The sequence below is a fragment of the Mesorhizobium sp. M1B.F.Ca.ET.045.04.1.1 genome (assembly GCF_003952465.1).
Lineage (GTDB): Bacteria > Pseudomonadota > Alphaproteobacteria > Rhizobiales > Rhizobiaceae > Mesorhizobium > Mesorhizobium shonense.
On sequence record NZ_CP034448.1, the window covers coordinates 6,325,905 to 6,339,740 of the forward strand.

15 protein-coding genes are annotated in these 13,836 nt (G+C 62.7%); 3 read left to right on the forward strand and 12 right to left on the reverse strand.

The window, feature by feature from the left end; genetic code table 11:
- Genes EJ071_RS31570 through trbB form a run of 10 tightly spaced genes read right to left on the reverse strand, consistent with a single transcriptional unit; the run spans nucleotide 1 to nucleotide 9,423 of the window.
- A complete protein-coding gene (locus EJ071_RS31570; protein WP_126101347.1) occupies nucleotides 1–1,146 on the reverse strand; it encodes a TrbI/VirB10 family protein in 1,146 nt (381 codons plus the stop codon).
- A complete protein-coding gene (gene trbG, locus EJ071_RS31575) occupies nucleotides 1,143–2,204 on the reverse strand; it encodes a P-type conjugative transfer protein TrbG (RefSeq protein WP_126101348.1) in 1,062 nt (353 codons plus the stop codon). Before trbG ends, EJ071_RS31570 begins: the two co-directional genes overlap by 4 nt.
- A complete protein-coding gene (trbF, locus tag EJ071_RS31580) occupies nucleotides 2,201–2,890 on the reverse strand; it encodes a conjugal transfer protein TrbF (protein ID WP_126101349.1) in 690 nt (229 codons plus the stop codon). Before trbF ends, trbG begins: the two co-directional genes overlap by 4 nt.
- 3 nt (nucleotides 2,891–2,893) lie before the next feature.
- Entirely contained in the window at nucleotides 2,894–4,270 is a 1,377-nt protein-coding gene (gene trbL, locus EJ071_RS31585) for a P-type conjugative transfer protein TrbL (protein ID WP_126101350.1), read from the reverse strand.
- Between the two features lie 2 nt (nucleotides 4,271–4,272).
- Nucleotides 4,273–4,596, reverse strand: a complete 324-nt coding sequence (trbK-alt, locus tag EJ071_RS31590) for a putative entry exclusion protein TrbK-alt (RefSeq protein ID WP_126101351.1) — start codon at nucleotides 4,594–4,596, stop codon at nucleotides 4,273–4,275.
- Nucleotides 4,597–4,607: 11 nt separating this feature from the next.
- Entirely contained in the window at nucleotides 4,608–5,366 is a 759-nt protein-coding gene (gene trbJ, locus EJ071_RS31595; RefSeq protein ID WP_126101352.1) for a P-type conjugative transfer protein TrbJ, read from the reverse strand.
- On the reverse strand, nucleotides 5,363–7,819 hold the full coding sequence (gene trbE / locus EJ071_RS31600) for a conjugal transfer protein TrbE (RefSeq protein ID WP_126101353.1): 2,457 nt from the start codon (nucleotides 7,817–7,819) through the stop codon (nucleotides 5,363–5,365). The genes trbJ and trbE overlap by 4 nt, the downstream gene beginning before the upstream one ends.
- Nucleotides 7,820–7,829: 10 nt before the next feature.
- Nucleotides 7,830–8,111: a VirB3 family type IV secretion system protein gene (locus EJ071_RS31605; protein WP_126095122.1), complete on the reverse strand. Its 282-nt coding sequence runs from the start codon at nucleotides 8,109–8,111 to the stop codon at nucleotides 7,830–7,832.
- Entirely contained in the window at nucleotides 8,111–8,443 is a 333-nt protein-coding gene (locus tag EJ071_RS31610) for a TrbC/VirB2 family protein (protein WP_126101354.1), read from the reverse strand. Before EJ071_RS31610 ends, EJ071_RS31605 begins: the two co-directional genes overlap by 1 nt.
- Entirely contained in the window at nucleotides 8,440–9,423 is a 984-nt protein-coding gene (trbB, locus tag EJ071_RS31615; RefSeq protein WP_126101355.1) for a P-type conjugative transfer ATPase TrbB, read from the reverse strand. The genes EJ071_RS31610 and trbB overlap by 4 nt, the downstream gene beginning before the upstream one ends.
- A gap of 303 nt (nucleotides 9,424–9,726) precedes the next feature.
- Between trbB and EJ071_RS31620 the strand changes: the two genes are divergently transcribed.
- Genes EJ071_RS31620 through EJ071_RS38850 form a run of 3 tightly spaced genes read left to right on the forward strand, consistent with a single transcriptional unit; the run spans nucleotide 9,727 to nucleotide 11,605 of the window.
- Nucleotides 9,727–9,981, forward strand: a complete 255-nt coding sequence (locus EJ071_RS31620; protein WP_126101356.1) for a helix-turn-helix transcriptional regulator — start codon at nucleotides 9,727–9,729, stop codon at nucleotides 9,979–9,981.
- Entirely contained in the window at nucleotides 9,981–11,291 is a 1,311-nt protein-coding gene (locus EJ071_RS31625) for a type II toxin-antitoxin system HipA family toxin (RefSeq protein WP_126101357.1), read from the forward strand. Before EJ071_RS31620 ends, EJ071_RS31625 begins: the two co-directional genes overlap by 1 nt.
- Nucleotides 11,292–11,332: 41 nt before the next feature.
- On the forward strand, nucleotides 11,333–11,605 hold the full coding sequence (locus tag EJ071_RS38850; protein ID WP_126101358.1) for a hypothetical protein: 273 nt from the start codon (nucleotides 11,333–11,335) through the stop codon (nucleotides 11,603–11,605).
- Nucleotides 11,606–11,656: 51 nt separating this feature from the next.
- Here the strand turns inward: EJ071_RS38850 and EJ071_RS31635 are convergent, their stop codons facing one another.
- Both EJ071_RS31635 and EJ071_RS31640 read right to left on the reverse strand, forming a co-directional pair.
- Nucleotides 11,657–11,854, reverse strand: a complete 198-nt coding sequence (locus tag EJ071_RS31635; RefSeq protein WP_126101359.1) for a DUF680 domain-containing protein — start codon at nucleotides 11,852–11,854, stop codon at nucleotides 11,657–11,659.
- Nucleotides 11,855–12,132: 278 nt separating this feature from the next.
- Nucleotides 12,133–13,443 (reverse strand): tyrosine-type recombinase/integrase, encoded by a 1,311-nt coding sequence (locus tag EJ071_RS31640; protein ID WP_126101360.1) that lies wholly within the window; start codon nucleotides 13,441–13,443, stop codon nucleotides 12,133–12,135.
- Between the last annotated feature and the right edge of the window lie 393 nt (nucleotides 13,444–13,836).

Sequence of the window (13,836 nt, forward strand, 5' to 3'; positions counted from 1 at the left end):
TCAACCTCTATAGGGTTCGAGCATAAGATCGCGGGTAACGATCACGCGAACCGGGAATCCGGGCCGAATGGTGAGCGTCGGCGCTATTTCGAGCTGGCGCTGGACGATCTGCTGGCCGACCTGACTGACGCTATCGGAGGCGCCGCTTCGCAAAGCGCGCACAATGTCGCTCTCCTGGCTCGATGAGCCAGCCTGCGCCCCAACGCTGAGTATGGTCGAGAGCGCGGCCGCCTTGAAGAGCTCGCTCCAGTGGTAGTCGACGCCGTCCTCCAGGCCGGCATAGCCCTGCCCGTCCGCGCCAGGTTGCCTCTCTAGAACAATCGAGCGGCCGTTCGGAAAGATGAGCCTGCTCCAAACGAGCAGCACGCGTCGTTGCCCGAAACCAACCCCGCTGTCGTATTGACCGATGACGCGCGTCCCTTGCGGGATCAAAAGCGCCCGGCCTGTTGGGCTGTCATAGACATTCTCCGTCACCTGCGCGCTGATCTGACCGGGCAGGTCGGAGCGAATGCCAGTTATCAGCGCCGCTGGGATGACGGCGCCAGCCTGAAGAACATATGGCGATGCCGGAGGCATGACGCGATCGGGCGCCACCGTCTGTCGGTCGGCCGCCGCGTTCAGGAATGCCAGTTGGCGATCCTGCGCCGTCTGGCCTCCTGCCATGCCGGCTCCGGAGAGGTCCGGCACTGCGCTATTGCCGGGCCCCTCGGTCGCGGCTGCGGCCACCGCTCCCGTCTGGAAAAAGACACGCGACGTCCGGGCGGCCTCTTCTTCAGCCAGCCGGCGTTGCTCTGCCTCGTCGACCGTGGGGGGCGCGATGCTTGGCGGCACCACGGGCTGCCCTTTGTTCTGGGCGTCAAGTATCGGCCGCCCGAGATCGCCGGGCAGCGGCGGCCCAAGGATCGGGCTGGTATAATCGCGCGGCAGATTCGCCAATCCATCGGCGGGCTGGCGATTGGAGGTCGAATAAAGTTCCTCGCTACGCGAGCCAGTATTGCGGGTCTGAAGCGCGTATATCAGCGCGCCGCCAATGCCGAGCGACGCAACGAAGCCGATGCCAGCGAGCACCTTGCGTGACAGGCGCGTGACACGCGGCGGCTCGGCGCGAAGCCGCATGGACTGGGCGGCGATTTCGTTCTCGTTCATGACCCCTGCCCTCCCCTCTGCCTTGGCGTGTTGTGAACTTTCGATGCTAGGCCGAAGCGTGGCATCCACGGCAGTCGACCGGTTGCCGCCCCATCACTACGAACGATCCTGACCGTCTGTTGCTGCTTGCCGCCGCCAAGACGAAGTTCAGCTGCGCCGAAGAGACGGTCGACGATTAGGACGTTTCCGAAGACACGGCTGTTGGCGATCTGGGCTTCGCCATCCGGACCAATGACGAAGATCGGTGGCATCTCGCCCTGCACGATCCCGCGCGGAAACTCGACGTAGACGCGCCTGCCATCGTCGTAGGCGGCGACCGGCCGCCACGGTGGCGTGTCGCCGGTGAGGCCATAACGATAGTTGCGCGCGGTGAGGTCGGGGATGATTGGCATCGCAAGGCTGGTCGGCTGGTGTCCGGCCGGCTTAACCGGATACGCCCATGCCACGGCCGGCATGTAAGGCTTTTGATCCGCCCGAAGCTCGATCATGTAGATGCGACGGTCGGTGGTGATGACGAGGTTGGTAGTGATGTCGGCGCGCGAGGGCTTCACCAGTACATGGACGCGCCGCGTAACACCGGCACCGCTTTCGGTGTCGCCGATGATCCAGCGTGCAGTGTCGCCCGCTGCGATTGGCCCCGTTCCAGTAAGGCTCTCACCCGGCTCGAGCGCGATATCTGTTATCTGCCCTGGCGCGGCATAGACCTGGTAGAGGGCTCCTTCGCTCCAAGGATATATCTGGATGGCGTTATAATAGCCCTCGCGCCGCGGCTGGATGCGGGCGGCGGCGTTGGCATTTTCGACACGCGCTGTCGGGGTATTGCCGGCGGCACCGCCATGCGTCGGGGACCAGCTCGGCGGCACATGCAACGGTTTCGGCTTCTCATCAGTCGCGAGAGCCGGGACCGATGGCAAAGGTGGCACGAAGGTATCATAGGCGATCTGCGGTGGCTTTTGAGGTGTGGCACAGCCTCCGAGTATGGCCCCCGAAACCAAAACCGCCGCGCACGCGCATCCATGAAAAGCAGGAGTGGTCAAAACACGGAATGCCAGCTTCATTGGGTCATCTCCCGCGACCAGTTGATGGCGTTGACGTAGATGCCGAGCGGATTGGCCCGAAGCCGGTCAGCGTCGTTTGGCGGCTGGACCACGATTGTCAAAATGGCTGTCCAGTGCTGGGTGGTGGAGAGCTGGCCGTCTTCGTAATGACGCTCGGTCCAGGCGACGCGGAAGGAAGCCGCAGAAGCGCGGATGACCGAGGACACTTCGATCGCGACCTGCTGCTTGCCGATCTTGGCGAAGGGTTCGTTGGCGCGGGCATAGTCGTTTAGCGCCGCAGCACCTTGGTCGGTCGTCCATTCATAGGCGCGCAGCCAGTTCTGGCGCACGATGATCGGATCGGCCGGGATCGATCGGACCTGTTCGACGAAGCGGGCAAGATGCCATGCTATTTGAGGATCGGTCGGCTTGTAGTCGGCGGCCGCAGGCGCGACCGTCTGCGCCTGTCCGAGCGTATCGACTTGCACGACCCATGGCACGACCGTGCCTCGACTCGACTGCCACACGAGTGAGCCGGCAAGGCCAGCCGACAGGATCAGCGATCCGAAGGCCATAATGCGCCAGTTCCTTGCCTGCACGCGGGCCGAACCGATGCGCTCGTCCCAAACCTGCGCTGCTTTCTGGTAAGGCGTTTCCGGTTGCGGTGTCTTGCCGTAGTGAACGGCGGGGCGTTTGAAGATGTTCATAGATCACTTGCCTTCAGAAAGAGAAATGGAGGTTCCGCTGCCGTGGGCCTCGCCTGAGCGCACGGCATGGGCAGTGGTTTGGACGCCGTGAGACAGGCGCTGGGATCGCTGCATGCGTTTGGCCCAGTCAGGTGGGCTTTGCGCCTCAGCCCTGGCCTGAGTGGCGCGGCCGAACGAAGGATGGTTAGCCGAAGCGGCGGCCCCGCCCAGCGTTCCCAGAGTCGACGATCCGCCGGTGGACTCGACGGCAAAATTGACGCCGGATGTGAAACTTGACTTCATCGACTGACTGGCCTGAGCGGCGGCGCGCCTAAGCGGCGAGGCAGCGGCCGACATGCCGGCGCTTGCAACGCTGCTCAGGCCTGAGGCGACACCGGCGGTGCCAGTCTGGCCGATAGAGCCTAAGGTATAGGCAGTCGATGCGCCCCCGGCCAAGTACGAGCCGCCTCGGGCCGCAGATGTCGCTCCAGAGAAAGCCGCCGCTCCGCCCCTCGTCGCGAGGCCGGCAGCCCCGCCAGCGATGAGCCCCATGCCGCCAGCGGCGAGACCGGTGCCGACGGCAGCACCGGCGCCAAGCTGCGGGCCGCCGGAGACGAGGCCGTTGGCTATGCCGGGGCCGAAGATGCCGAGACCGAGCAGCGATAGGGCCGCCAGCACGATCGCCATGGCTTGATCGATTGTTGGGCTTTCGCCACCGAAGCCTTGGGTGAACTCGCTGAAGAGCGTCGAGCCGATGCCAATGACGACGGCAAGAACAAGCACCTTGATACCGGACGAGATGACGTTGCCGAGCACGCGTTCGGCCATGAATGCCGTCTTGCCGAAGAGGCCGAAAGGGATCAGGACGAAGCCGGCCAGCGTCGACAGCTTGAATTCGATCAGCGTGACGAAGAGCTGTACGGCCAGGATAAAAAAGGCGAGCAGGACGAGCGCCCAGGCGAAGAGCAGGCAAGCGATCTGGATGAAGTTTTCGAAGAAGGACACATAGCCCATCAGCCCCGAGATCGCCTCGAGCAATGGTCGTCCGGCGTCGAGCCCGGTCTGCGCCACCTTGCCAGGCCGCAGCAGGTCCTGCACTGAGAAGCCGGTGCCGCTTGCCTTGAGGCCGAGGCCGGAGAAGCTTTCGAAGACGATCCGGGCAAGACTGTTCCAATTGGAAATCAGGTAGGCGAAGACGCCGACGAACAGCGTCTTCTTGACGAGCCGCGCGAGGATGTCGTCATCGGCGCCCCAGCTCCAGAAGAGGGCCGCGAGCGTCACATCAATGACGATCAAGGTGGTGGCGACGAAGGCGACTTCGCCGCCAAGCAAGCCGAAGCCGCTGTCTATGTAACGCGTAAACGTGCCGAGGAATTGGTCGATAATGCCAGTGCTGCCCATGCCTATCGAGCCCCCGGCGAGTTCGCATCCGGCGACTGTGGGGTGAACGACTGTGAAGTCGACCTCACAAATGGCGTTTTGGAACTGAGGAAACGGTCGCGCTGTTCGGTCCACAGTCGCAAACAGTCGCTATCGCGCAGCGCACCCTCGCCGAGCACCTGGCAACGGCGAAGGCCCTTGCGGAGCGGGCTCTGCGACGTCGCCGGCGCCTCGAGCACTGCTGAGCCCGACTTGTCCTCCTTGCGGATCATCTCGACCGCTGTCGCGGTGACTGCGACGGCGACGAAAATCGCGGCGGTTATGCGAACGAGCGCCTTGCCATCCACCGTCGTGATCCTCAGCGGTTGAACATTGAGGCATTGCCAGCCTGGTACCCAGAGCCGGCTGCGAGGAAGCGACGGCGTTGCTCGCGGCCCTGTTCGGCCGCGGCGGCGCGCTCGGCGTCGGTCAGCGTCTGGGCGCGACCGTTGGCAGCGACGACGGCGGTGAGGTCGGCGATTTGCTGAGCCTGAAGTGCCAAGAGTTGGTTGCCGGCTTGCGTCGCCTGGAGCGCGCCGATCGCCGATTGGCTGGCGCCAATCAGCGCAGACATCTGGGCGCGATTGGTGTCGATGTTTCCAACGACCCCGGCCTGAACCCGCATGGCGTCCTGAAGACCGCCGACGGTGTTTCGCCAACGCGAGCGCGCATCAGCGACGAGTTGCTGATCGGACGTGGACAGGGACACGCTGCCGTATTGCTGCTGGAAGATCTTGTCGACCTGCTGGACGTCGAAGGCGATGTTCTGCGCCTGGTTGAGCAGTTGCTGGGTGCGCTGCACCGATTGCTGCAATCGCTGGAGCGAGGAGAAGGGCAGGCTCGCCAGATTGCGGGCCTGATTGATCAGCATCTGGGCTTCATTCTGCAGCGAGGTGATCTGGTTGGTGACCTGCTGGAGCGATCTCGCAGCCGTCAGCACATTCTGGGCATAGTTCGATGGATCAAACACGATGAAGGCGTGCGCCGGCCTGACAGCGATGGGCGATACCGAGAGGGGCAAGGCGAGCATGGCCGCGGCCAGCGTAAGGGCGCGTGCGCGGGCGTGACGGGTAATCATGATTGGGCCTCCTTTTCGGGTTGCGGGGTAGAGATTGGCGGGGCGGAGATGAGGTCGGCGGCCCAGGCAACGTTTCTGGCGCGCAGCCAGGCCGCGAGGAAACCGTCGCGACCGTTCTCGGCGGCAACACTGGCGATGAGAGCCTGGTCGGTCTTGGACGAAGCGGCGCAGAGCGCGAGACCGACCTCGGAAAGGCCGAGCTCGAAGAGACGGTTGCCGCGCCGCGACTGGCAATAGTAGTCGCGCTTTGGCGTCGCGCGCGCCAGGATCTCGATCTGGCGGTCGTTGAGGCCGAAGCGGCGGTAGATCGCCGTGATCTGCGGTTCGACCGCGCGTTCGTTGGGCAGCAGCAGCCGGGTCGGGCAGCTTTCGATAATCGCCGGCGCGATGCCGGAGCTGTCGATGTCGGACAATGACTGGGTGGCAAAGACGACGCTGGCGTTCTTCTTGCGCAACGTCTTCAGCCACTCGCGCAGTTGGCCGGCAAAACCTTCGTCATCAAGGGCGAGCCATCCCTCGTCGATGATCAGAAGAGTCGGCCGCCCATCGAGCCGGTCGCCAATGCGGTGGAACAGGTAGGACAGAACAGCAGGTGCTGCTCCGGTGCCGACAAGACCCTCGATTTCGAAGGCTTGCACGGATGCCGCGCCGAGATGCTCGGCTTCAGAATCTAGCAGCCGCCCGTATGGGCCTCCAACGCAATATGGCCGCAGGGCCTGCTTCAAGTCGTTCGCCTGCAACAGCACGCTGAGGCCAGTGATGGTGCGCTCCTCGACCGGCGCTGTGGCGAGCGACGTCAGCGCGGTCCAGACATGCTCCCTGGCATCCGGGTTGATCGGGATCCCTTCACGCGCAAGGATCGAAACGATCCAGTCGGCCGCCCAGGCGCGTTCATAAGTATCGTGTATGCGGGCGAGAGGCTGGAGCGAGACGGAGGCATCGCTGCCCTCGGTCAAGCCACCCCCGAGATCGTGCCAATCCCCGGCCATCGCGAGTGCCGCGGCCCGGATTGAGCCACCGAAGTCGAAAGCGAAGACTTGGCTGTGCAGATAGCGTCGGAACTGCAGCGCCATCAGCGCGAGCAGCACGGACTTGCCAGCGCCGGTGGGTCCGACCACCAAAGTGTGGCCGACGTCGCCGACATGCAAGGACAACCGGAACGGGGTCGAGCCCTCGGTCTTGCCATATAGCAAGGGAGGACTACCAAGGTGCTCGTCCCGTTCCGGCCCCGCCCACACGGCAGAGAGGGGGATCATGTGGGCGAGATTGAGTGTCGAGATGGGCGGCTGGCGGACATTGGCGTAGGCATGTCCGGGCAATGAGCCAAGCCAGGCATCGACGGCATTGACCGTTTCCAGCATGGCGCTGAAGTGGCGACCCTGAATGACTTTCTCGACAAGGCGCAGTTTCTCTTGCGCCAAATGCGGATCGGCGTCCCAGACCGTGATGGTCGCGGTGACGTAGGCCATGCCCGAAACGTCAGCGCCGAGTTCCTGCAAGGCGATATCGGCGTCCGCGGCCTTGTTGGCGGCGTCCGTGTCCACGAGCACGGACGCCTCGTTCGTCATGACTTCCTTCAGGATCGCGGCGATGCTCTTCCTTTTGGCAAACCATTGCCGTCGGATCTTCGTCAGCAGTCTGGTAGCGTCGAACTTGTCGAGCAGGATCGCGCGTGTCGTCCAGCGATAGGGAAAAGCGAGCCGGTTGAGGTCGTCGAGCAGGCCTGGCGTCATTGCGGTCGGAAAGCCGACAATGGTGAGAACGCGTAGATGCTGGTCGCCAAGGCGTGGCTCGAGTCCCCCAGTCAACGGCTGCTCCGCCAGCAGCGCATCGAGATAGATCGGGGTCTCCGGGACGCGCACCCCATGGCGTTTCGTCGAGACAGTCGAATGCAGGTAGGTCAGCGTCTCGGCATCGTCGAGCCACTGGCATTCCGGCATGAAGCCGTCGAGAAGCGAGAGAACGCGATCGGTGCGGTCGACAAACGCGCGCAGGATCTCATGAGGATCCACGCCGGACTGTTCGCGCCCCTCGTAGAGCCAGGTCTCCACCCGCGCCGCATCTTCAGCCGGCGGCAGGTAGAGGAAGGTGAGGAAGTAGCTCGATATGAAGTGGATGCCCTCCTCCTCGAAGTCGGCCTTGCGCTCGGCGTCGACCAGGCCGGAGGCGGGATCGGGAAATTGGCTGTCGGGATAGGTCGCCGCCTTATGGCGCTGCGCCTCGACGAAAATGCTCCAACCGGAGCCCAGACGACGGAAGGCGTTGTTGATGCGCGAGGCGACCGCCACCAGTTCTGCCGCCACGGCGGAATCCAGGTCTGGACCGCGAAACCTTGCGGTGCGCTGAAAGCTCCCGTCCTTGTTCAACAACACGCCAGGCGCCGCGAGCGCAGCCCAAGGCAGGTAGTCGGCCAGGCGGTTGGCGTCCCGGCGAAACTCAGCAAGGTTCATCATGGCCGCGCCCTCAAACCGACAGGTGGCCGGGAAGGCGCAGATGTCTCCGGACGACTTCAACGAAGAGCGGATCGCGCTTTGCGGCCCACACCGCCGTGAAGTGTCCGAGCGCCCAGAGAAGGAGACCGACCAGCCAGAGCCGCAGGCCGAGGCCGACCGCGCCCGCGAGGGTGCCGTTCATGATCGCTATCGAACGCGGCGCGCCGGCGAGCAGGATGTGCTCGGTCAGAGCTCTGTGAACGGAGACCACATATCCCGGCACCGCATCGATCTGTTCGAAAGCGGTCGCCATCAGATCAGCGCTCCGCCGCCAAACGAGAAGAACGACAGAAAAAAGCTGGACGCCGCGAAGGCGATCGAGAGGCCAAAGACGATCTGGATCAGTCGCCGAAAACCTCCGGAAGTATCGCCGAAGGCGAGCGTCAGTCCGGTCACGATGATGATGATCACGGCAATGATCTTGGAGACCGGACCTTCGATCGACTGAAGGATCTTCTCCAGCGGCTGCTCCCACGGCATTGACGATCCGGCGGCGTTGGCGGCCGAGGCGGCCATGAGACTGATGAAGAGCGTCGTGCCTGAAGCGGCGATACGCCGGTAGCCTCGCGAGAGAGCGCGGATCATGAATTGTCTCCTTCATTGTTCTGGCTGGCTTGGGAAGTGCGATAGTCGCCGTCGGGACCAAGTCCTTCGACCCGGGTGAGCTCGGTGAGCCGGCGCGCAGAACCGCGTCCGGATAGAACGGCGACCATGTCTATGGTTTCGGCTATCAGGGCGCGCGGAACGGTGACGACGGCTTCCTGGATGAGTTGCTCGAGACGCCGCAGGGCGCCGATGCCGGAGCCGGCGTGGATGGTGCCGATGCCGCCGGGATGTCCGGTGCCCCAAGCCTTCAGAAGGTCAAGCGCCTCCGAGCCTCGCACTTCGCCAATGGGGATGCGGTCAGGACGAAGGCGGAGCGAGGAGCGGACCAGGTCGGCGAGCGATGCGACCCCATCCTTGGTGCGCATGGCGACCATGTTGGGCGCGGAGCATTGCAGTTCGCGCGTGTCCTCGATGATGACGACGCGATCCGACCCCTTCGCCACTTCGGCGAGCAGGGCATTGGTCAGCGTCGTCTTGCCGGTGGACGTGCCACCCGCCACAAGGATGTTCGCGCGGCCCACTACTGCGGCGCGCAACGTGGCCTTCTGGCCGGCGGTCATTATGCCCGCCGCGACATAGTCCTCGAGCGTGAACACAGCGACTGCCGGCTTGCGGATCGCGAAGGCGGGCGCTGAAACGACGGGCGGAAGCAGCCCCTCGAAGCGTTCGCCGGTTTCCGGCAACTCAGCCGAGACGCGCGGGGAACGGCTATGCACCTCAGCGCCGACATGGTGAGCGACCAGACGCACAATGCGCTCGCCATCGGCGGCCGGCAGCATCTGGCCCGTGTCAGCCAGACCCTCCGAAAGCCGATCCACCCAGATTCGGCCGTCCGGGTTCAACATCACTTCGACGATTGCCGGATCGTCGAGGAACCGGCTGATGGCTTGACCGAGCGCGGTGCGCAGCATGCGCGAACTGCGCGCGCGTCGTTCGGTGTTGTTGTGCAAAGCTGCCATTTTGTCCCCGTATCGGTCGGGAACAATGCAGGCGGTCCCCGGTCGGGGATGATTAAGAGAACGGTATTCTTAGCTGCTGCAACAGGTTTATCGAGGCGTAGTAGCGTGGCGTGTAAATACAGGAGAAGGACGGCGCTCGCGCGTACAGCCTTTCCATGAGGTTGGGGATTGCAATGGCAGATTCCATACGCGACCGCGTATATTGACATATCATACGCATTTGCGTATAAACCTCTTCCATACGTGATCGCGTATATTGACAAGAAATACGCTAACGCGTATATGGCCCTCTGGAGGCTTATCATGACCGACCAGATCGCTCGCAACGAGAAGCAACTCGGCGCCATCCTGCGTCGCGCCCGCCGGCAGGCCGACCTCACGCAAGAGACGCTTGGCAATCAAATCCACCTGCGCCAGGCCACCGTGTCCCGCCTTGAAGCCGGCGAGCCAGCGGTGCAGCTCAGCACGTTGATGGCCGCTCTCTCCGCCCTCGACCTTGAACTCGTCGTTCGCCCGCGCAGCAAAAGCAGCGCCACCGAGATGGAAGACTTGTTCTGATGGCGAGGCGGCCGGCTCACACACCGCTTAATGTCTTCCTGAACGGGCGTCTCGTGGGCGTGTTGCGCAGGCAATCAAACGGCGCCGTGGACTTCCAATACGCCCGCGAATGGCTGGACTGGCACGGTACCTTCCCGGTTTCGCTCTCACTTCCTTTGCGGGAGGACCGCTATATTGGCGCGCCTGTGATCAACGTCTTCGACAACCTGCTTCCTGACAATGAAGCCATCCGCAAGCGGGTTGCCGAACGCGTCGGCGCGGCTGGCACCGATGCCTACAGCCTGCTCGCCGTGCTGGGCCACGATTGCGTCGGTGCGCTGCAGTTCCTGCCTGACGGCATTGATCCTGGCAATGCGGGCAGCAGCGATGGCAAGCCAGTCAGCAAAACGGACATAGCCGGAATAATCGAAAACCTTACCGCCGCTCCTCTCGGCCTGGGTGAGGATGAGGATTTCCGCATCTCGATCGCCGGCGCCCAGGAAAAGACGGCGCTGTTGCGCAAGGACGGACGCTGGTTCAAGCCGATCGGCACGGCTGCCACCACCCATATCCTGAAGCCGCAGATCGGCAGGTTGCCCAACGGCATCGACCTCTCCAATAGCGTCGAGAACGAGTTTCTGTGCCTCAAGCTGCTTGAGGCGTTCGGCGTTCCTGCCGCCAAGACGGAGATCGCGGATTTCGGGGAGCGCCGCACGCTGATCGTCGAGCGCTTCGACAGGCTGTGGGCCAGGGACGGCCGCCTCCTGCGCCTGCCTCAAGAGGATATGTGTCAAGCGCTGTCGGTCCCGCCGACACGTAAGTACCAGTCAGAGGGCGGACCCGGTATGCGAGAGATTATCGAGCTTCTGAAGGGCAGTGACTGGCCGGAAGACGACATAGCGGTCTTTCTGCGCGCTTGCATCGTATTCTGGCTGATCTCGGCGACCGACGGCCACGCCAAGAATTTCAGCATCTTTCTAGGCCCAGGCGGGCGGTTTCGCATGGCGCCGCTCTACGACGTGCTGACCGCGCAGCCCAGCCTTGATGCCGGCCAGATCACTCGCAAAAAATTCAAGTTGGCAATGGCGGTCGGCAAAAGTCGGCACTATTCGGTGCATGAGATTGTGCCCCGCCACTTCATACAGACCGCTGACATTGCTGGCGTAGGCACCCCTGTCATGCGCCGAATTTTCGAAGACATTGCCGGAAACGCGGAGAAGCAGGCTGATACCGTGATCTCCTCACTACCGCGTGGCTTTCCTGGACAGGTTGTCGATTCGGTCAGATTGGCCATAGGCAGGCGTGCGATGCTTCTTGCTGGTGCAAATTGATCCGAGATCAGAAGAGGCATTCCAGGCCATCGATCGCCTACATGAACATCGACGATTCGGCTGGCATGCCATCGGATGGAGGCGGGGCGGCGCTGGAGGGGGGCATCGGCCGGGATCATGTGCGCACCTTGGCAATATCGATCGCGACCAGCACCGCGGCGGCGAGCGTAGGTGCGCGCCTGCAGCGAAAAGCTGCGCTCGCCGCTGTCTCGGCTGTTGCGTTCCTTCATTCCGTTGGCCCACGGCTCCTTCATCAAGTCATACACGAGCACCGCCGGCAGAAACGGGCTTCTAACGGCAACCTCAAATGCTAAATATTGCGGAGGGCGTCTGAATTTCGCCGCTCCACTGTTTCAGGCAAGGCGCTACTGCGTCTTGGGCGGCGCTGGTTTCTTGATCTGCTGCGCGTCAGTTGTCTTTGCCACGTCGGATTTTTCAACGCTGGCCGTTTTGGTCGTGTCGACCTGTGCTGCTGATGCCATGGATTGGTGATACGCGCACTTTGCGGCTGCGCCCGACATCGACAGTCCCAATGCTGCGAGTGTCGCAAGGAAGGTTTTCATCCGATCCTCCTTATTCGTGGATGACGCAGCGTAACCCGCCATGCAACGACCGCAAAATCACTTTCGGCAAGCTCGCCGCCGCAAGGATATTGAAGGGAATTCGGATGACCCGGCCCGATAGGATTACATTTGAGGTTGAGGTGTGTGATGTGCTTGAGCGACTCGAGACATAGGTGACGATTTGAACCTGCGACCCCATCGTCCCGAACGATGTGGTTGGCCGGCAAAAGCCCGGTTTTCCACCATTTCTTGTGATGCCAGACGGCCTTTGTTCGCGTTTATTTCCAGCGATTCTGTGGGGTAACTGTGGGGTAGGCGGGAATGTTCTCTTTCTGTACCACAAGCGTCCCGACCGTGTTTTTGGGCAGGTTTCGCCAACACGACTTGGAGACGATAGCCCGGGCGGCTTCGACCTGAAAATCGGGGTGATGATGCCCATAGGTTTCAATCAGCATTTCGACTGTCATGCCGAGAAAGCCGGCGGCCGCCCACCGGTCGGTACCCTGCTGCATCAGCCAGGTCGCGGCTGTGTGGCGCAAGACGTGCGGCGTGATGTCAGTGCGGAACAGGCGCCGAATGCTACCGTCAGGTGCTGTTATGTCGTCATACCAGCCGAGCCCCGCCGCCTTAACCACGGAATGAAAGGCTTTCTTGATCGAGCGCACTGGTTTGCCGTTCCACTCCACGACGTAGTCGTGCGCGATCATTCGGCCGATGCTTGCGCTCTTCCCTCGGCCCTTGGTCTTGATCTCTAATGGCGTTGCCGCCCAGCGACGCATATGTGCAAGCAGCCGGTCAGGCAACCTGACCGGTGGTTGGCGCTTGTTCGTCTCGCAGCGGTGGGCGGCGTGGCGGTAGAAAATGCCGCGTTCGAGGTCGACATGTCCGACGCCCTGTGTCGGCCGGATGGCGGCGCCGCAGATCGCGGCCGACCGGGTGCCGGTGTATAGAGCAACCAAGATGAATCGCGCGAGGTGGCGGGCGGTGCGGCGGTCGCTTGGCTTGCCCTTCCATGACTGGCGCATGCGCCATGCAGCGCGCAGCAGAGCGGCTGCTTCATCGCGTGTCAACCAACGGTCGCGCGGTACAGGCTTTGCTGGCAGCACGATCGCGGGCGCGAAGCTTGAATAGCCTTCTCGACGATAGTGGTTTAGCGCCGCGCGCAGATCCTCCAACTGACGTCTGGCAGCGGCGCCATTGCCGTGCGCCTTCGCGTAATTGCGACAGACCTTGCCATTGATGTCGCCGATTTTCGTGTTGCCGAACCACTTTAGCACCACGATAAGCCGTTCGGCGGTTTCCTTTGGTTTGGCGTGTAAAGGCGCTACGTCAGTAAGATAAACACTAACGGCGTCGGCTACCGGTACGGTGGCCGGATCACGGCCGCGCTCGCGGACCGGCCGGTACTTTTCGATGATGTGTTGGGCGAGCCGTTTCTCAGCGCGTTCGCTGTCGCCAGTGCTACCGCAAGCGCTGATGAAGGTTGTGCCATCGCGGAGAAACCAGCCGGCCCGGCTGCGCAAGCTGCCGTCCGCCTTTCTGCTTTCAGCGCGCCAGACCAGGCGCGCCCCTTTCGACGTCCGCGGCATAGCTCTCTCATCTTAGCAATTGCGGCCAAGGTCACGTATTCCTTGCCTGCGATCAGCTCTGTCTGAAGGCGGCCAGCATCTCGTTCTTTTCGCAGGCCTGCCGCGCCCATAGAGCCGTCGGGGAACGCGATCTCGGCAGCAGCGTTGAGGCGGAGCGGCATATTGTCGTGCAACTGCTCTGGAATGCTCATTGCATGCCTCTTGTTTGACGCCGAGGACAAACTCGGCGTCATCGCTTAGTGTTTGAGCTTCTCAGATGATCCGACACTGCCAGACAGTTGTCCGACGTGATCGAAAGTTTTCGCCAGTAAGTGCGGGATCAATCGGTATCAAATAGCGAAAGCATAGCTGGCACTATCCCGTGGTCATTCTCGCCACCAGATGGTTATGCGC